This is a genomic window from Kitasatospora sp. NPDC087314, assembly GCF_044744365.1.
Classification (GTDB): domain Bacteria; phylum Actinomycetota; class Actinomycetes; order Streptomycetales; family Streptomycetaceae; genus Kitasatospora.
In genome coordinates this window covers 272,062-290,337 of record NZ_JBIUYE010000009.1, presented here as the reverse complement: position 1 = coordinate 290,337, position 18,276 = coordinate 272,062, and the positions used below count along the sequence as shown (strand labels likewise).

Here is an 18,276-nt window from a genome sequence, read left to right as displayed (position 1 = left end):
CGGGACCGACGGGCCGTGGACTCCGTCCTCGCGGAGGGGAGTTCGGGGACCGGCCGCAGAATCCGATCCCGGGGCTGTCGGTCCGCGGCCGTGCGGCGGACGACCGACCGGCCGTTCGGCTCCCGGGCGCGCGACGGGTCGTGCCTGCGGTCGGTGGCCGTACCGCTCCACGATCCGCACGCCGCCGGCCCGTTGCAGCCGAGGTGGCGCTCCGGAGCACGGCAGAGCCCCCGGCGGGCGGGCCGGGGGCTCTGCTGGGACCGTTGCCCGTTCAGGACGGGGGTGCGAGGGCGGACAACGGCTGTTCGGGGTGACCCGCGGGTCAGCGGGAGGGGGAGCGCTCGAAGGCCGAGCGGGCCCAGACGTAGCCGACGAGGCTCAGGACGACGCACCAGACGGCGGACCAGAGCACGCTGTTGCCGACCGGGGTGCCCATCAGCAGGCCCCGCACCGCGTCGATGAAGGGGGTGAAGGGCTGGTGCTCGGCGAACCACTGGACGCCCGTGGGCATCGACTCGGGCCGGACGAAGGCGCTGCTCACGAAGGGCAGCACCTGGAAGATCAGGGTGGAGCTGTTCGCGCCCTCGGGGGTCTGCGCCACCAGGCCGAACGCGACGACCAGCCAGGTCAGGGCGAAGGCGAGCATCACGACGATGCCGAGTGCGCCGAGCCAGCCGGTCAGCCCGGCCTTCGGGCGGAAGCCGACGGCGAGCGTGATGCCGACGACCAGGGCGGTGCCGATGACGGTCTGGATGACGCTGCGCACGACGTGGCCGGCCAGCACGGACCCGCGGGAGATGCCCATGGTGCGGAACCGCTTGATGATGCCGGACTTCATGTCGGTGTTCACGGCGATCGCGGTGCCCGAGGCGCCCATGATCGCGGCGATCAGGATGACGCCGGGCGCCACGTAGTCGATGTACGGGCCCGAGCTGACGCTCGGAGCGATCGAGCCGCCCAGCACGAAGCGGAACAGGATCAGCATGATCAGCGGCACGCCGAGCGAGGAGATCATCAGCAGCGGGTAGCGCATGCTGTGGCGGAAGTTGCGCCGCATCATGGTGCGCGTGTCTCGGAGCGCGTAGTTGGCGGTGCTCATCGTGCGGCCTCCTGCTTCTTCTCGGCGCCGGGACGGCTGGTCAGGGCGAGGAACACGTCGTCGAGGTCGGGTGTGTGCACCGACAGGGTCTCCGGCTCGATCCCCTCCTGGTCGAGGCGGTCGAGGACGGCGCGCAGGGCGCGGACGCCGCTACCGGGGACCTGGAGGGCGAGGGAGTCGGGCTCGGGCGAGGCGTCGAGCAGGCGGGCCGCGGCCGTGAGGTCCCGCTCGTCGGTGAACTCGAGGCGGATGTGGCCGCCCGGGATGCGCCGCTTGAGCTCCTCGGCGGTGCCCTCGGCGACGAGCCTGCCCTGGTCCAGCACCGCGATGCGGTCGGCCAGTTGGTCGGCCTCCTCCAGGTACTGGGTGGTCAGGAAGATCGTGGTGCCGCCCGCGACCAGCTCGCGGATGATCTCCCACATGGCGCGACGACTGCGCGGGTCCAGGCCGGTGGTCGGCTCGTCGAGGAAGATCACCCGGGGGTCACCGACCAGGGTCATGGCGAGGTCGAGGCGGCGCTGGGTGCCGCCGGAGTAGGTGGCGGCGACCTTCTTGGCGTGCTCGGTCAGGTCGAAGCGCTCCAGGAGCTCGTCCACCCGGCGCCGCCCGTCGGCGGGGGAGAGGTGGCACAGCTCCGCCATCAGCAGCAGGTTCTCCTCGCCGGTGAGTAACCCGTCCACCGCCGAGAACTGGCCGGTGACGCCGATCGAACGGCGGACCGAGCCGGGGTCGCGGGCCAGGTCGTGGCCGGCGATGTGCACCTCGCCGGCGTCCGCGGCGACCAGGGTGGACAGGATCTCGACGGTGGTGGTCTTGCCGGCTCCGTTGGGGCCGAGCAGGGAGAAGATCGTCCCCTCGGCCACATCCAGGTTCAGGTCGGCGAGCACGACCTGCTCGCCGAATGCCTTCCGCAGTCCGCGTACGGTGATGGCGGACCGCCGTGGTGCAGTCATGTCCCCTCGATTCGTCATGAGCGTCAACGTCATCGGTCGTTCCTTCGATCGGGCCGGATCCGGCGGGTCGGGTGGTGTCGGGCGTTCGGTGCCGCGCCGGTCCGGCTCCGGTGGGCAGGACCCGACGGTCGGTCAGTCCAGCGGGTCGGCCGTGGCGCGCCGCACGACGATGTCGCCGAACTGGGTGCGGGCGTGGACCTCGACGGTCCGCGCCGTCGCCGCGGGCTTGCCGGAGTCGTCCAGCAGGTTGCGCACGCTGCCGGTCTCGGACTGGGCGTCGACCCAGGCGGCGACGCCCTCGCGGATGCCGACCTCCAGCCCGCCGCCCCCGGACGTCAGGCTGACCTTGCCCTGCGAGACCTCGTCCACCATGATCCGGCCGGCGTCGGTCTTGGCGGTGAGCCCGGCACGGGTCCGGCGGACGACGAGGTCGCCGGCCGAGGCGCGCAGTTTGGCGTCACCGGCGATGTCGCCGATCTCGCTGTCGCCGGCGAGGTTCTTGATGACCGCGGTCCCCTCGATCGCGCGGATCCGCAGCTTGCCGCCGCCGGTGCTGACCTCGGCGTCGCCGGCGACGCGGCTCACGGTGACGTCACCGAGGTCGGTCTTCAGCCGTGCCGGGCCGACCTGGCCCAACGCGATGTCCCCGCTGCCGGTGCGCAGGTCGCAGGAGCCGAGCAGGCCCTCGAAGTCGTAGCCGCCCTCCTGGACGGCGCCGCGTACCCGGGAGCCCGCCGGCACCTGGACAGTAGCCCGCACCGAGGCGCCCTTGCCACTGCCGATGCCCAGGTAACCGCGTTGCCGAGGAGCCTTCACCACGAGGGTGCCGTCCCTGAATTCGACCGTGGTCTTCTCGGCGGCGGTCACGTCCGCCGCGCTCGCGGGGTCGCCGGGGGCCACGTCGACGATCGTGTCGGAGCGGTCACCGGCGATGACGCGGGCGTCACCGATCACCAGATCGAGCTCGACGTCGATCGGGGCGGGGGTTTCGAAAGTGTGCATGACAAGTCACTCCTGATGCGGGTCGGGTGCGCGGTGCGGTGCGGCGAGTCGGGGCCGGGTGTCGGGGTGGGGCGGTGAGTCGGGGCGGACGGGGGCGGTCGGTCAGTGCACCCAGCCGCTGAAGTTGCGGCCGGGCCGGTCGGCCCCGGCGGCGCGGAGCCTGCTGCGGTCGAGCTGGTCGATGGCGTCGGTCAGGGTGCGGGCGATCCAGGCGTTGGTCGAGAGGCCCCCGGCGCCGGCCTCCTGCTCCACCCGGGCCTTGAGCGGCTCGGGCAGGCGCAGGGTCATCCGGGCCACGGCGCCGTCCGTGACGTCGAGCGGCGTCGCTGGTGACGTCATCGGCGTCGCTGGTGACGTCACCGGTGTCCCGGCCGGCCGGGGCGCATCCTCGGGGGTGGTCTGCGGCGGGGGAGTGACGACGAAGTCGGCCACCCCCTTCCGGAGACGCAGGTCCACCGAGCCGGGCGCGAGCCCGGTCGTGATCTCTTCCGCCGCGTCCGACAGGGCGTCCAGCAGTGTCAGCCGGACGGCCGCCTCCATCGGGCGCAGCAGGCGCTCGGTGAGCTCGACGGCGTCCGGCCCGTTGGATTCGGCGGCCGCCGTCAGCTCCTGTCGCAGCTTGCCCACATACGCTTCGAGGTTCATGACGTCAGCTTGCCACACCAGTGACGTCACGGCAACCCCCGATGACGTCATCATGGCGTCATCCGGCGTCACTCGTGGCGTCGCGCGCCTTGCCGCGGCGCTGTTCAATTGTTCGGATTCATCGGTTGAACGCCTTGCTGGATGCCAGGAGTCGTCCGCGCGGAATAGAGAGTAGCGGGGGTGCCGTCACCCTGTGCCAGTACCTTCAAGTGCACGTTCAACTGCGTAGGTTGAGTTACCGAATGGTCTTATATTCTCGCCGCAGAATTCGTTGAACCGTCCCGGAACGCGGGGCGATGAAAAGAGTCAGGCCCCTTGTCGGCGACTATTCGTTCTCTTCGCGCCGCCGACCCCGGCAGCGCGCCCCGATCACGCCTTCCGGAAGGTGAGTCGACCATGACCGCAGTGAAGAGCCGGGTGGGACGCGGCACCTGGATCCGGCAGTACCACCAGTCCACGGGCGCCGGCCCGACGCTGCTGTGCCTGCCGCACGCCGGCGGCTCCGCGACCGCCTACGTCGGCCTGTCCAAGGCGCTGTCCGCGACGGCCGAGGTGCTCGTCGTGCAGTACCCGGGCCGGCAGGACCGGATCGCCGATCGGCCCGTCGACGACATCCGGGAACTGGCGCGCCGGATCGCCGACGCCCTCGACCCCTGGCTGGACCGGCGGCCGGTGCTGTTCGGCCACAGCATGGGGTCGGTGGTGGCCTACGAGGTGGCCCTCGAGCTCCGGGCGCGCACCGGGCAGGGCGCGGCCGGACTCATCGCCTCCGGGCGGGCGGCGCCGTCGGTCCGGCAGGACCGCGGGGTGCACCTGCGGGACGACGCCGGTCTCACCGACGAACTGGCCGAGCTGTCCGGCACGGCCACCGCCCTGCTCACCAACCACGAACTGATGGCCGCCGTGCTGCCCGCCCTGCGGTCCGACTTCCGGGCCGTGGAGACGTACCAGGGCGCCCCCGGCACGCGCGTCGACTGTCCGATCAGCGCCTACGGCGGCGCCGCGGACCCGCACGTGAGCCGCGAGGACCTGCTGAAGTGGCGCGATCACACGACGGGCGGGTTCTCCGCCCGCTGGTTCCCCGGCGGCCACTTCTACCTCCAGCCGCAGCAGTCCGCGGTGGCGGCGGCGGTGGCCCAGGACCTCGCCGTCTTCGCCTCGCGAGGCCCGGTGGGGAGCGGTGGGAGCCTGAGCGGGTAACTCCGTTGCCCCGGCGCGGGATGGCGGCGAGGATCGGGTCCGTGTCCGACACCACGTTCGACGATGCCGCGCTGCGGCCCTACCCCAAGATCCCCGCGCGGACGCGCCCCGGTGCACCCGGCAGCCGGGAGTGGACCGCCGCGGAGAAGGTGCACGGGGCGCACTTCGCGGTGGTCTGCGACGGCGCCGGGGCGGTCCGTGCGGCCAAGCGGCGCGAACTCCTGGACGGCGAGGCGCTGGACGGCTTCTTCGGCGTGAGCCGGATCTGGCCGGTGATCTCGGTGGCGGCCGCCCGCCTCGCCTCCGCCGTCCGCGGCGGGTGGGGCGACGAGGCGGTGGTGACGGTCTACGGCGAACTGGCCGGCGGGTCCTACCCGCACCCGGACGTGCCGGCCGTCGCCGGGGTCGAGCCGGTGCAGACGGGCGTCTGGTACGCGCCGGACCTGCGGTGGCTGCCGTTCGACGCCACCGTGGAGACCGCCGACGGCCGGTGGTGGATCGCCGACCGCGACCTGCGCGCCGCCGCGGCCGCCGCCGGGCTCACCTGCGTACCGCTGCTCGGGCACGGCCCGCTGAACGTGCTCCAGGAGCTGCCGGTGGTCTTCCCCAGCCGGGTGCCCGCGCTGTTCGGACTGCCCGAGCCGGCGGACAACCTCGCCGAGGGGTACGTGCTCAAGCCCGCGGGGGAGTGGCGGGAGACGGGCGCGGCGGTCCGCCCCGTCCTGAAGGTGAAGCAGCAGGCCTTCGCCGAGGACGAGCGCTACGACGGCGCCCGTCCCTACCTCGTCCCGCCGCAGGGCGCGGCCGGGGTCCCCGCCTGGCTCCTGGTCCAGGCCTCGGCCCTGCTCACCCCCGCCCGCGCGGCCGCCGCCGTCAGCAAGCTCGGACCGCGTACGCCCGAGGACGTCGTGGCGGCGGAGATCACCCGGGACGTGGCGGAGGAACTCGCCGAGGCGGTGGGGGGATTGGACGGCGACGTCCTGCGCGCACTGGAGGGCGCCCTCGGGCCCGGGGCGCGCACCCTGGCGGCGTTCGACGCCGGGGACCGGCGTGCGCGGACGGGCCGGGGGAGTAAGGCGCGGGACCGTTCCTGACGGCGGCGCGGCCCCCGGCGCGGGGGGCGTGCCGGGGGCCGGAGTGCGGGAGTCGGGCAGGGGAGAGCCGTCAGCTGCCGCCGTCGGCCTTCATTCCGAGTCTGTCGGGCCGGTCGGCGCTCCGGCCGTGCCCCGGGCGGTCGTTCACTCGTACGAGTGAGAGTCGCCGGCACCGGCCGCCTGTGCCGGTCGGTCGGGTCGAGGGCGGGTGCAGGGGGCGTCGAGGGGGCTTCCCAGGCCGCCGGGCCGGGCCCATCATGGGCTCCCGGTCAGGGCCCCCAGCCGAGGGGCTCCGGGAGAGGCCCCAGGAGGCAGCAGCGATGACGATTCCACTCCCTGTCCGGATCCAGGCCGCCGTCGTCCGGGGCGCGTACGCGCTGCCGGAGGGGCTGCGGCGGGCGATCGCGGGCGCGCCGGTGGTCCGGGACGGGCAGGTGCTGGCACTGGACGCGCAACTGATCCTCAAGCTGCAGCGGCTGTCGAAGGCCGCCCTGGTGATGCCCGGCGGCGTCGGGCCGTCGCGGGCCGCGATGGAGCACGCGCGGTACCTGGTGGGCGGGGCGAGGATCGAGCCGGTCGCCGTGCGGAACGTCGGGATCCCGCAGGAGCAGGGCGAGTTGGCGGCCACGCTGTACACGCCCGGCGGGCTGGCGGCGGGCTCCGGGCTGCTGGTGTACCTGCACGGCGGGGGCTGGGTGGTCGGCAGCCGGGCCAGCCACGACCACGTGGTGCGGTTCCTGGCGCAGCGGGCCCGGGTGCGGGTGCTGTCGGTGGAGTACCGGCGCGCGCCCGAGCACGCGTTCCCGGCGGCGGCGGACGACGCGCTGTCCGCGTTCGACTACGCCTACGCCAAGGCGGTCGACCTGGGCGCCGACCCGGAGCGGATCGCGATCGGCGGGGACAGCGCAGGCGGGAACCTGGCGGCCGTCACCGCGCAGGTGGCGGTGCGCCGGGGCGGGCCGGCGCCGGTGTTCCAACTGCTGCTGTACCCGGCGGTCGACGCCTCCGTCCGGCGGCCCTCGCGCGAACTGTTCGGCGACGGCTTCTTCCTGACCAGCGCGGACATGGACTGGTTCCTGGACCGCTACGCGCCCGGGCCGGCCGACCCGACCGACCCGCGGCTGTCGCCGCTGCTCGCCGCCGACCTGTCCGGGCTGCCGCCCGCGTACGTCGGCACCGCGGGCTTCGACCCGCTGCGGGACGAGGGGGAGGCCTACGCCGAGGCGCTGCGGGCGGCCGGGGTGACGGTGCGGCTGAGCCGGCAGCCGGACCTCATCCACGGTTACGCCAACTACCTCGGCGTCGGCCGCCGCTTCCGGGAGGCGACGGCGGAGGCGGCGGAGGCGCTGCGGGGGGCGATCGGCGGGTGACGCAGGGCGGTGTGGGGCAGGGGCGGGGTCCGGGCGGGCCCCGCCCTTCGTCGTCCCCCGAAGCAGGGAGGGGGCGCGGTCCTGGGGCCGTGCGCCTGCTTGGTGCTGCGCAGGGGGTTCTCGGGGGCGGGCTCCTATTGTACTGTCCGTCTAATAAGCGGGTGAGCGGGCATCCGCGGAGCAGGCACCTGGAGGCAGCCATGGCTCTCACCAACGCGGCGGCGGGGCGGGCGGCGGGCACGCACGGCCACACCGCTGCCGACGACGACGTCTCGAAGCGGCTGCTGGACTCCGCCGCCACCCTCTCCTACGACCCCTCGACCGAGATCGACTGGGACGCGCCCCTCCCGGACGATCACTACGGACTCAACCCGGAGTGGAGCACCCTCTACGGAACCCGGCTGTGGGACGAGATGACCGAGCAGCAGCGGGTCACCCTCACCCGGCACGAGGTCTGCTCGATCATGAACACCGGGATCTGGTTCGAGATGATCCTCCAGCAGATGGTGCTGCGTGACCAGTACCTCAAGAACCCCGCCAACGCCGAGTTCCGGTTCGCCCTCACCGAGATAGCCGACGAGTGCCGCCACTCGATCATGTTCGCCCGCGCCTGCGAGAAGATGGGCGTCCCCGCCTACCGGCCCAACAAGGTCATCGCCCAGGCCGGGCGCGCGTTCAAAGCCCTCGCGAAGGGTGAACTGGCCTACGGCGGAATCCTGGTGGCCGAAGAGGTGCTCGACGTCATGCAGCGCGACTGGATGCGCGGCGAGAACGTCCTGGAGATCGTCCGCGGCACCTCCCGGATCCACGTGGTCGAGGAGTCACGGCACATGAAGTTCGCCCGGCAGGAGATCCGCGAGCGGATGCGCCACGCCGGCCCCGCCCGCCGCCGCACCTCGGCCACCGGCATCGCCGTCGGCGCGTACGTCATCGTCAGCAGCATGGTCCACCCCGGGGTCTACCGCGCCGCCGGGCTCGACATCGAACGGGCGCTCGCCGAAGTGCGGGCCAACGAGCACCGCAAGGCGATGATGCGCACCAGCTCCCGGCACCTGATGGCCTTCCTCGCCGAGACCGGGCTGATCACCAGCCGATCGGCCGCCGTCTACCGCCGCGTCCACATGCTCTGACGTAGCGTCAGGCATCCCTCCGGATGCGCCAGTTGCCGCTCCTAATCCCCCGCACGTCTTCACCTCCAGCGAGGATCCCACCCCGGCCATGGCCTACGCGATCACCCGGACCTGCTGCAACGACGCCTCGTGCGTGTCCGTCTGCCCGGTCAACTGCATCCACCCGACCCCGGACGAACCGGAGTTCGGCACCACCGACATGCTGTACATCGACCCGGTGGCCTGCATCGACTGCGGCGCCTGCGCGGACGCCTGCCCGGTGGACGCGGTCTTCCCCGTCGACCGGCTGCGCGGGCCCGACACCGCGTTCGGCGACCTCAACCGCGACTGGTACCGCGACCACCCCAGTGACCACGCCTGGGGCGCGCCCAGCTTCCCGCGCAGTCTGCCCGACGGGCTCGGCGTGCTGCGCGTCGCCATCGTCGGCACCGGCCCGGCCGCCGGGTACACCGCGCAGGAACTGCTGCGCGGCACCGGCGCCGAGATCACCATGATCGACCGGCTGCCCGTCACCGGCGGCCTGCTGCGCCACGGGGTCGCGCCCGACCACCAGTCCACCAAGCGCATCGCCGACAGCTTCGCGAGCGTCTTCCACGACCCCCGGCTGCGGATGCACCTCAACGTGGACATCGGCGCCGACGTCAGCCACGAGGAACTCGCCGCCCACCACCACGCCGTCGTGTACGCCGTCGGCGCGGCCGCCGACCGGCGGCTCGGCATCCCCGGCGAGGACCTGCCGGGCAGCCTGCCCGCCACCGCCTTCGTCGGCTGGTACAACGCCGAACCGACCGTGCCCGCCGACGCGGTGGACCTGTCCGGGCCCGGCGCCGAACGGGTGGTGGTGGTCGGCAACGGCAACGTCGCCGTCGACATCGCGCGCATCCTGCTCACCGACCCCGACCGGCTCGCCGCCACCGACATCGCCGACCACGCCCTCGCCGCGCTGCGCCGCAGCCGGGTCCGGGAGGTGGTGCTGCTCGCCCGGCGCGGGCCCGCCCAGGCGGCCTGGACCACGGCGGAGTTCCTGGCGCTGCGGCAACTGCCGGGTGTCGACGTGGTGGTCGAGGACCACCCGGAGGTGCGGGCCGTGATCGAGACGGCCGCGCCGGACTCGCGGGCCGCGCTGCTCGCCGGGCTGCCGCTGGTGCCGTTCGACGGGGGTGCCGGGCCGGCGCCGGGCCGGCGGATCGTGCTGCGCTTCCTGTCCGCGCCGACCGCGCTCACCGGGGACGGGCGGGTGACCGGCCTGACCGTCGCCCGGACCACCCTGGTCGGCGGCCGGGCGGGCGACCCGACCGGAGACCGGGCCGAGCCGACCGGGCGGACGGACGTGCTGCGGGCCGGGCTGGTGGTGCGCTCGATCGGGCACCGGGGTGTGCCGGTGCCGGGACTGCCCTTCGACGAGCGGACCGCGACGGTCGCGCACCACGGCGGGCGGGTCGTCGACCCGGGGACGGGGCGGCCGCTGCCGGGGGCGTACGTGGTGGGGTGGGCCAAGCGCGGACCGTCCGGCGGCATCGGCGCCAACCGGGCCTGCGCCCGCGAGACCGTGGACGCGCTCCTCGACGACGCGACCGCCCGGGCCCTGGTCGCGCCGACGGCGAGCCGCAAGGACTTCGACCGCCTCGTCCGCCACCGCCGCCCGGACGCCGTCGGTCTGAAGGAACTGCGCGCCGTGGAGCGGGCCGAGCGCACCCGCGGCGAGGCCGAGGGGCGGCCCCGGGTGAAGCTCGCCACCGTCCCGGAGCTGCTGGCCGCAGCCCGCGGGCGGCGGTAGACGGCGGTAGGCGGGTGTGGGCCTGGAGAAATATGTCGACCGGTCTACTGATTCATTCCCGTGCGCAGGAAGTCGGACAGGTCGACTTCCTGCGCACGCGATGTCCAGCAGGAACCTGTAGACCGGTCTGCATAGTTTCTCCGGAGCAGCATGAGCCCGCGCGGGTTGATGTGCGGGCTGTGGGGTTGACGCGGCCGTGTCCGGGGCCGGACGGGGTCCGTTGGGCGGGCGTGAGTAGTAGTCCTGGGGTGATGCCGGCTCCGCGGCGGCGGTCGGTCGAAGAAACGATCCTCCAAGGTGCGGAAAGCTATCTGCACCTCGACCCGGAGGCGCCGATCTATGCCGAGTTGGCCCGGATATGGCAGGCCGCGGGGCGGACGGTCCCCGGGCAGCCCGATCCGGTGTGGGAGACGCTGGCCGCGCCGGGCGGCACCTGACCGCCCACTGCCCGCCGCTGCCCGCTGGCGCCGCCCACTACCGAAACGCCCACTGCCGAAACGCCCGCCGCTGAAACGCCTACCGCTGAACCGCCCGCCGCCTCGGTGAACGGGCACACCAGGTCCTCGCCCCGGACGGTGCCGCCGGCCCCGAAGCGCGCGCCCAGGTGGGGGCAGTGCGGTCCGACCGCGCGCACCGCGCCCGGCCCGGTCCGGTACAGCACCACGTCCTCGCCCATCAGCCTGGCCGTGCGCACTCGCCCGGGCGGCAGGTCCCGGGCGCGGCCGACGCAGAACCAGCCGCTCGGTACGGCAGTGGGGCGGAGCGCTCGTCCATGGGGCACCTCTCCGGTTCGGGTCCGGGTGCCGGTGCTACCTACCCGGCTTCACGGCCGTGTGGACGTACCAGGCGATGTACTCGCGGACGGCGTACATCTCCACGGTGGAGCGGAGGTTGAGCCACCGCGCCGGATCGCCGAACCGCCGCAGCACCGCCCACGGCAGCCGGAAGTACGCGTGCACCGCCTCCGAGGTGGGCGTGTAGTACGCCGTCGCGTCCAGCGCCTCCTCGACCTCGAACCCGGCCTCGGCGAGCAGCTGCGGCAGGTTGCGCGCGTGGTAGACCTTCGCGCCGGGGAACACCATCGCGTCCAGGTACGGTTCCAGCACCGCCCGTGTCTGCGGGGCGAGTTCGTCCAGCGGCGCGGTGCTCATCGGGCCGAGCAGCACCAGCCGTCCGCCCGGGCGCAGCACCCGGTGGAACTCGGCCAGCGCGCGCGGCGGATCGTAGGAGTGGACGAGCGTCTCCATCGAGTACGCGCCGTCGAACGATCCCTCCTCGAAGGGGAGCCGGTGGTAGTCGCCCCAGGAGAAGACGGTCCGCTCCGCCAGTGCCGCCCGGGCACTGAGCCGGCGGGCCTCGGCGAGGTGGAAGTCCAGCACGTCGACCCCGGTCACCAGCAGACCGAACCGGTCCGCCATCGCCCGTGCCACCACCCCCGCCCCGCACCCGGCGTCCAGCACCCGGGCGCCCGCCGACAGCGCCAGTTTGCGGCCCAGCACGTCCTCCAGCTGCCGTTGCGCCCGCCACAGCCGCCACTTCGACTGCCCCGGCTCCGTCCAGCCCCAGTGCCGGGCGTTCCTGGCCACCCGGGTGTAGAACAACCGGCTCCCGGTGCGCCCGTAGACGCGGCGCAGCCCGGCGAGATCGAGTTCCTGAGCGCCCATGTGCCCAAAGCTAGCCCCGGACGTGGTGCTCGGACTCGCACGCCACGCACGCGACCCGGGACTTGCCCCGCCGGGAGGTCTTGCACGGTCGCACGATGAGCTGATCAGATGCCTCGCTCCTCCTGGTGAGCGGAGGCCGGCCGACGTGCCGAGGCTGCTGTGCGCCGCAACCTTGCCGCCCGCTCGGCGTTGAACCGGCCATGGACAACAACGCCGAACCGCTTGGTGCTTGGCAAGGGCTGTCGCTGGCGGCGGACACCCCTGCGGCTCCTGACCGCCATATCCTCAGGGCACTGCACGCCACGATGTTCGGCCGCCGGTGTTTCGCCCAGATCGAGGCGACCGAGTTGGCTGCGCTGGCGGACCTGCCCGATGCGGCCGTCGTCCTGGGGAGCCGACGGGGCTACCTGGCGGACAGTCCGGAGAACCGGGCCCTCGCGGCTCTGCTCCGCGAGCGGCCCGAGGAGTTCGGGCTCGTCGGGGGGCCCATCGTCCTCGGTGCGCAGAGCCTCCACCTGGGGCCCGACCGCTCAGGCGGTGCCGGCTGGCTCGGACTGGCGGGGCTGCAGTGTTACGAGGGGTTCCAACGGCTGGTCGTGATCGCCCACGTCGCGCGCGAACTGTCGCCCGCGGAACTGGCCAAGGCCGTCCTGTGGGTCGTCGTGGTCACCGGCGACGAGCGTCAGCGGATCCGGGAGTTGTGCGACGAGGCTGCCCACTACGTCAACTCGCCGGTACCGCAGGACAATCTGTCGCGCTGTCAGTACCTCCTCGCCGTTCAGGCGGAGTTCCGGAAGGAGGGGAGCTACTTCGACCCCCGGCGAGGCATCGTGGCCGGACCGCACCCGGTCGGATTCACACCCGCAGACGTGTTCCGGTCGCTCGCAGCGCTCGCGCCGCACCCTCACCTGAGCAACCAGCTCCAGGTCGAGAAGGGCTTGGACGAACTCTGGTCGGACATCACCAGTCCGTCCTACCGCAGCCTCGTGCACGCGGACCTGCATGCCATCAGCGTCCAGCGCGCCGTGGAAGCCAGGCAGGAGACACAGAAGGCCATCGCCCGGATCCTCAGGCGCCACAACACAGGGTGCTACAAGCTGCTCGAGTATGCGCCCGAGCTGGTGACCTGGACGGCTTGTCGGATGCTTCCGCTGGAGACGCTCCACGACGGAAGCAGGAAGTCGCCCCGCTGGATGGACCGCATTCGCGGTGATCTCCCGGCGGAGACCGAACGGGTCGCGCACCGGCTGGTCGCCTCCTACGCGCGGCTACGCGGCTCGAACCACAAGTTCAAGTTCGTGGCGCCCGAGCTCGGACTGTGGCTGGAACTTGTGGACGACATCGGCAGGGCGTAGTCGACTCGGGAGGAGGCGGTCGGCCCGGTGGACTCCCGGGCGGCCGCCGCCGATGTCAACTCCGCCAGGCGCGCCGCAGCTCGGCCCAGCGGGCCGCCTGGTCCGGGGTGAGGGTGTCCCGCAGGGCGGCGAGCTTGAGGAGTTGGGCCTCGGCCTCGGCGCCGAGGGGTTGGGCCTCGGCGCGGTAGTGGTCGGTGAGGAGCGCGTCGAGTTCGGGGCGGGTGAGGGCGGGGTCGAGGCGCTGGGCGAGTTTGGACATGTTGCGGTAGGAGCCCTGGAGGAGGAACGGCGGCTCGGTGCGGGTGCGGTCGTCCTGGGCGGCGGAGGCCAGATAGGCGCGGTTGACGGCGAGGACGGTGGTGCGCAGGTGGAGCAGCCCGGCGAGGACGGCGGTCATCCGCTCGACCTCGGCGGCGGGCCACGCGCCCGCGAGGGGGCCGCTCGGGGAGCCGGCGGCGCGGGCCAGCAGGGCGTCCAGGTCGGCGCGGTCGGCGGTGGCGAGCGGGGCCAGGTGCGGGTTGGCGGGCAGGGCGTTCTCGACGAAGCTGAGCGCGAAGAGGTCGTCGCGCCCGGCGATGACGTCGCCGAGGTTCCAGACGTCGGCGCGGTTGGCGAGCATGTCGGGCAGCCGGAAGAGGCGACCGGACTCGGTGTACGGGTTGGCGGCCATGACGACGGCGAAGCGCTTGCCGCGCAGGTCCCATTCGCGGGCCTCGCCGTCCCACACCCCGTCGATCCGGCGCTGGGCGTCGCAGAGCGGGATGAAGCGCTGCAGGAACTCGGGCGAGGTGTGCTGGACGTCGTCGAGATAGAGCAGCACGTTGTTGCCCGCGTGCAGGGCGAAGTTGAGCTTCTCGACCTCGCGGCGGGCGGTGGCGTCGGGGGCCTCGGCGGGGTCGAGGGAGGTGACCCGGTGGCCGAGTGCGGGGCCGCTGACGGTGACCAGCAGCAGGCCGAGCCGTTCGGCGAGGTACTCGACCAGGGTGGTCTTGCCGTATCCGGGCGGGGAGACCAGGAGCAGCAGGCCGCTGCGGTCGACCGGTCCGCCGATGTCGACGGTGCCGAGCTGCTTGGCGAGGTTGTCGCCGACCAGCGGCAGGTAGACCTGGTCGATGAGCCGGTTGCGGACGAAGCCGTTGAGCGGGGCCGGGCGGTACCGGTCGAGCCGTAGCCGGGTGTGCTCGGCGGCCAGCAGCTCGGCGCGCAGCCGCTGGTAGGCCCGGTACCCGGGGACTTCGGTGGCGGCGAACTCCGTCGCACGGTCCAGGAGTTCGTCGAGCCGCAGGTCGAGTGCGCCGCCGGTGAGCCGGGGGTGGTCGCCGAGCAGCCCGGTGAGGCGGGTGGCGACGGCGCCCTCGGCGGGTCGGCGCGGCAGGGACGGGCAGAGCAGTACGGCGGCGGCCTCGGCGAGGTCGGCCGGGTCGGCGGCGTCGGCGCTGGACTCCAGCCAGGCGAGCGCGAGTTGGCGTCGTGCGGGCAGCAGCGCGGGCTCGGCGGGCAGCGCGGCGAGGGCGTCGGTGAGCCCGACCGACTCGGGTGCGGCGTGGAACTTGTCGAGCAGCGCGGACGCCCCCGGGGAGAGCGCGAACGCCGGTTCGGCGGAAGCTAGTTCGGCCACCAGGTACGGCCCCGCGGCCGCACCGAGCCCGGCGGAAACGCCGAGCCCCGCGGATCCGCCGAGCCCCGCGGCCGCACCGAGCCCCGCGGACCCGTCCGCCCCGGCCCCGGCGGCGAACGCCGAGACGGCCGCGCCGAGTTCGCCGGCGAAGGCGTCGAGGGCGGTCAGGACGGCCGGCGCCGGGGCCGCGCCGAACGCCTGCCGGGCGAGGGCGAGCGAGCGGGCCCGGGTCCGCCAGACCAGCCGCTGCCGCTCGTCGGCGCCGTACACCCAGTACAGCTGCGCGGCCGCCCGGGCGGCCGCCGGGTGGCGCAACAGTCCTGCGTCGGCGTGGAGTTCGAGCAGGGCGCGGAGCAGCAGCGCCGCGTCGTGGTCGTGCACGCCGCGCTGGTAGCCCTCGTCCGGGCGCTGCTCGGCGGCTCGGCGGACGAACTCCAGCAGGTCGCCCTCGGCGCGCAGGGCGTCCAGCCCGTCCGGTTCGGCGGCCAGCAGCAGGCCGGCGGCGAGGTACTCGGCCCGGTAGAGCGCGGGGGTCTCCGAGGGCAGCGGCCGGTCCCAGTAGCGCTCGGTGGCGGCGAACGCCGGGTCGGTGACGGGGGAGCGGTAGTCGGTGCCGGTGAGGGTGAAGGCGGGGCGGCCGCGCCAGGGGACGAGGGTGAGTTCGGGCCGCTGGGTGGTGACGGCGAACAGGTGGCGGCCCAGTCGCAGGGTGCCGGGGCCGTCGCCGGCGAGTTCGGCGCGGTCGCGCAGGGACCGGTGGGCGCGGCCGCGGGCGGCGCGCAGCCGTCCGGTCAGCTCCTCGGCCCTGACCCGGTCACCGAGCGCGGTCAACTGGGCGGCGAGGTCGCGTAGTTTGACGGCGGTCGGGTCGGCGGCGAGGGCGGCGTCGATCTCGGCCGCGGTGTCGAGGGCGGTCAGCCGCCGGTGCAGGGTGTCGAGGATGCGTTCGGCGGAGGAGGCGATCCGGTCGGCGCGGCGGGCCCGTTCGTCGAGCAGCTGCTGGCGGCGGGCGGTGAGGGCGTCGTGGATCTCGGCGCGCCGGTCGGTGAGTTGCTCGCCCAGCGCCGGGTCGGCGTCGGCGAAGCGGGTGTCCAACTGCTCGATGCGCAGCAGGAGTCGGCCGAGCTGGTCGTCGCAGGCCTCGGGGGTGTCGGCGGCGGCGAGCGCGGCGGTGGTGGCCTGGGCGAGCAGGGCGGTCTCGGCGGCGAACTCGGCGGCGGCCTCGCGGGTGCGCAGTTCGCGGCGGCGGACGGTGAGGGCGGCGCGGGCGCGGTTGAGCAGCCCGAGGACGTCGGCGAGCCGGTCCAGGATGGCGGTGCGGGTGGTGGCGTCGGCCAGGTCGAGGGTGCCGACCAGTTCCGATACGGTCTGCAACGCCTCGCTCTGCGCGGTGAGTTCGGCGCCCAGCGGGTCGGCCTCGGCGGCGGTGGCGAGGGCGGTGCAGCGGTCGGCGAGTTCGCCGGCGCGCCGCCGGTGCTGGGCGAAGGCCTCGGGTTCGGCGAGCTGGCCGACGGCGCGGACCGCGGCCTCGGCCAGGCCTTCGGCCAGGTGGGCGGCGAGCGCGTCGATCCGGGCGGGGTCGGCGCGCGGCAGGTCGCGCAGTGCCTCGACCCGGCCCTGGGCGCGGCGCAGTCCGGCGAGCCGGTCGACCCACTCGGCGGCGTCGGCGAGGGTCTCGCCGCGGGCGGTGCGCAGCAGGCCCTCGACGTGATCGGCGGTCTGTTCGGTCTGCCGGGCGGCGTGCGCGGTGAGTTCGGCGACGGCCTCGTACTCGGCGATGACCTGCCGGGCGGTGTCGCGGATCTCGGCGAGCGGCGCGGCGAGGTCGCCGAGGCCGGGTTGGCCGAGCCAGTGGTGCCGGTCGGTGGTGCGGGTACAGGCGGCGAGGACGGCGTGGTGGCCGGCCGGGGTGTCGGCGCCGGCGGCGGCCAGTCGGGCCAGGGAGAGGCAGTCGGCGAGGCCGCGGACCAGGTCGGCGTTGCCGATCCGGGCGAGCGGGCCGGTGCCGGGCGGCTGCGCGGCGGCGTACCGCTCGCTGGTGAACGGGGTCTGCCACAGCTGGACGGGGTGCAGTCGGGTGGGCCCGTCCTCGGCCGGGCGGAGGGCGACGAGGGTGCCGTCGGCGAGCAGCGCGTAGCCCCGGCAGGGCAGCGGCGCGGCGGCCTCCTGGCGCACACTGTTGTACGGCTGGAGCAGGGTGTGGCCGTCGGCGGGGGAGCGGAACTCGTAGAGCACGTCCTCGCCGTTGGGCGAGACGAGGGTGCGCTCGTAGGCCAGGCCGTCCACCGGCTGGTCGAAGGTGCGCACGGTGCCGTCGGCGAGGTGGCAGCCGCCGGGGAAGGCCACGCCCTGGTCGGCGGGCAGCCGCAGGCAGGCCTGGCCGAGCGCGTCGATCCGGGTGATCCGGCCGGTGGGCAGGTGGCAGACCAGGTGCCGGACGGTCTCCTCCTGGTACGGGCGCACGCGCACCAGCAGCAGGGTGCCGAGCCGGGTGTGGGCGATCTGCGCGTCGGCGAGGGTCTGCAGGGCCTCGGCGAGCGGCTCGTGGTGCAGCTCCCGGCCGTCGGCGGCGGCGATGGTCAACCGGCCGCCGTCGACGCCGAGCCGGAGTTCGCCCCCGAGGTCGGCGCGCGGCGGGCTGCCGGGGGCGGCGGGCAGCTGGTCGTCCCGGGTGAGGGCGGTCCAGGCGAGCTGCTGGCCGTCGGCGGGGGTGTGGTCGCGTTCGGCGCGCCCGTCCTGGTAGGCGGGCTGTTCGGCGTGTTCGTCGTCGGCGAGGCGCCAGCGCAGCACCCGGACGTCGCCGGCGGCCGGGCCGGTGCGGAAGACGGCGAGCAGGCGGCCGCCGACGGGGCGCAGCCGCTCCAGCCGGGCGTCCCGGAAGTAGCGGTGCAGGTCGGTGAGGTCCTGGCGCAGGCGCGGGTCGTCCAGCAGGCTGCCCTCGGCGGGGGCGGGGGAGAGGTCGGGGTGGTGGACGCTGAGGACGTCCCCGAGCAGCCCGGCGCCCCCGTCGGAGAAGGCGCCGGACGACGCCGCCGCGTCGGCGGCCCCGGGGGCGGTGCCGGGGCGGGCACCGAGCAGCAACAGTCCGCCGGCGGCGGTGAGGTCCTGCGGGAGGCAGGCCCGGTCGGTGGTGAGCCGGCCGGTGCCGGTGAGCCGCAGCTCCCCGCCGCCGAACTCCTCGACCCGTCGGGCGTTCAACGCCCTTGCGCGTTCGGCGAGTTCGGCGGCGGACCGGGCGAGCCGGTCGCGCAGGACCTCGTAGGTGCCGGCGTCGAGCCGGGCGTCGAGGGCGTCCACCACGTCAGTTCCTCGGGGTGATCGGGCGATCGGGTGCTCAGGCGGGCGATCGGGTGCTCAGATGATCGGGTA

Annotated in this window: 13 protein-coding genes; 6 read left to right on the top strand and 7 right to left on the bottom strand. The window is 74.2% G+C overall.

All coding sequences use genetic code 11. The features are described 5' to 3' along the window. Positions 1-322 precede the first annotated feature (322 nt). From ACIO5E_RS21540 to ACIO5E_RS21525, 4 genes are all read right to left on the bottom strand, one after another. A complete protein-coding gene (locus tag ACIO5E_RS21540; RefSeq protein ID WP_280677858.1) occupies positions 323-1,099 on the bottom strand; it encodes an ABC transporter permease in 777 nt (258 codons plus the stop codon). Continuing rightward, positions 1,096-2,052, bottom strand: a complete 957-nt coding sequence (locus ACIO5E_RS21535; RefSeq protein ID WP_280677860.1) for an ATP-binding cassette domain-containing protein — start codon at positions 2,050-2,052, stop codon at positions 1,096-1,098. Before ACIO5E_RS21535 ends, ACIO5E_RS21540 begins: the two co-directional genes overlap by 4 nt. 132 nt (positions 2,053-2,184) lie before the next feature. Then, on the bottom strand, positions 2,185-3,054 hold the full coding sequence (locus ACIO5E_RS21530) for a DUF4097 family beta strand repeat-containing protein (RefSeq protein ID WP_400670124.1): 870 nt from the start codon (positions 3,052-3,054) through the stop codon (positions 2,185-2,187). Positions 3,055-3,156: 102 nt separating this feature from the next. Beyond that, complete coding sequence (locus ACIO5E_RS21525) at positions 3,157-3,699, bottom strand: hypothetical protein (protein ID WP_400670122.1); 543 nt, start codon at positions 3,697-3,699, stop codon at positions 3,157-3,159. A gap of 396 nt (positions 3,700-4,095) precedes the next feature. Between ACIO5E_RS21525 and ACIO5E_RS21520 the strand changes: the two genes are divergently transcribed. The 5 genes from ACIO5E_RS21520 (at position 4,096) to ACIO5E_RS21500 (ending at position 10,270) form a co-directional block, all read left to right on the top strand. After that, positions 4,096-4,899 (top strand): thioesterase II family protein, encoded by an 804-nt coding sequence (locus tag ACIO5E_RS21520; RefSeq protein WP_400670120.1) that lies wholly within the window; start codon positions 4,096-4,098, stop codon positions 4,897-4,899. A gap of 41 nt (positions 4,900-4,940) precedes the next feature. After that, a complete protein-coding gene (locus ACIO5E_RS21515; protein WP_400670117.1) occupies positions 4,941-5,993 on the top strand; it encodes an RNA ligase family protein in 1,053 nt (350 codons plus the stop codon). A gap of 320 nt (positions 5,994-6,313) precedes the next feature. Continuing rightward, positions 6,314-7,363: an alpha/beta hydrolase gene (locus ACIO5E_RS21510; RefSeq protein ID WP_400670114.1), complete on the top strand. Its 1,050-nt coding sequence runs from the start codon at positions 6,314-6,316 to the stop codon at positions 7,361-7,363. Between the two features lie 200 nt (positions 7,364-7,563). Then, positions 7,564-8,493 (top strand): diiron oxygenase, encoded by a 930-nt coding sequence (locus tag ACIO5E_RS21505; RefSeq protein WP_400670112.1) that lies wholly within the window; start codon positions 7,564-7,566, stop codon positions 8,491-8,493. An 88-nt stretch (positions 8,494-8,581) separates the two neighbouring features. Continuing rightward, positions 8,582-10,270, top strand: coding sequence for an FAD-dependent oxidoreductase (locus ACIO5E_RS21500; RefSeq protein ID WP_400670109.1), 1,689 nt, complete (start codon positions 8,582-8,584; stop codon positions 10,268-10,270). Between the two features lie 337 nt (positions 10,271-10,607). On the opposite strand, the gene ACIO5E_RS21495 is transcribed toward ACIO5E_RS21500, so the two are convergent. Both ACIO5E_RS21495 and ACIO5E_RS21490 read right to left on the bottom strand, forming a co-directional pair. Beyond that, positions 10,608-11,051, bottom strand: a complete 444-nt coding sequence (locus ACIO5E_RS21495) for a Rieske 2Fe-2S domain-containing protein (RefSeq protein WP_400670106.1) — start codon at positions 11,049-11,051, stop codon at positions 10,608-10,610. 28 nt (positions 11,052-11,079) lie between these two features. After that, positions 11,080-11,934, bottom strand: coding sequence for a methyltransferase domain-containing protein (locus tag ACIO5E_RS21490; protein ID WP_400670104.1), 855 nt, complete (start codon positions 11,932-11,934; stop codon positions 11,080-11,082). A 200-nt stretch (positions 11,935-12,134) separates the two neighbouring features. Between ACIO5E_RS21490 and ACIO5E_RS21485 the strand changes: the two genes are divergently transcribed. Further along, a complete protein-coding gene (locus ACIO5E_RS21485; protein WP_400670101.1) occupies positions 12,135-13,289 on the top strand; it encodes a hypothetical protein in 1,155 nt (384 codons plus the stop codon). 55 nt (positions 13,290-13,344) lie between these two features. Here ACIO5E_RS21485 and ACIO5E_RS21480 read toward each other — a convergent pair whose 3' ends face one another. Next, the gene (locus tag ACIO5E_RS21480; RefSeq protein WP_400670098.1) at positions 13,345-18,207 is read right to left on the bottom strand and encodes a DNA repair ATPase; all 4,863 of its coding nucleotides are present in this window, start codon (positions 18,205-18,207) and stop codon (positions 13,345-13,347) included. Between the last annotated feature and the right edge of the window lie 69 nt (positions 18,208-18,276).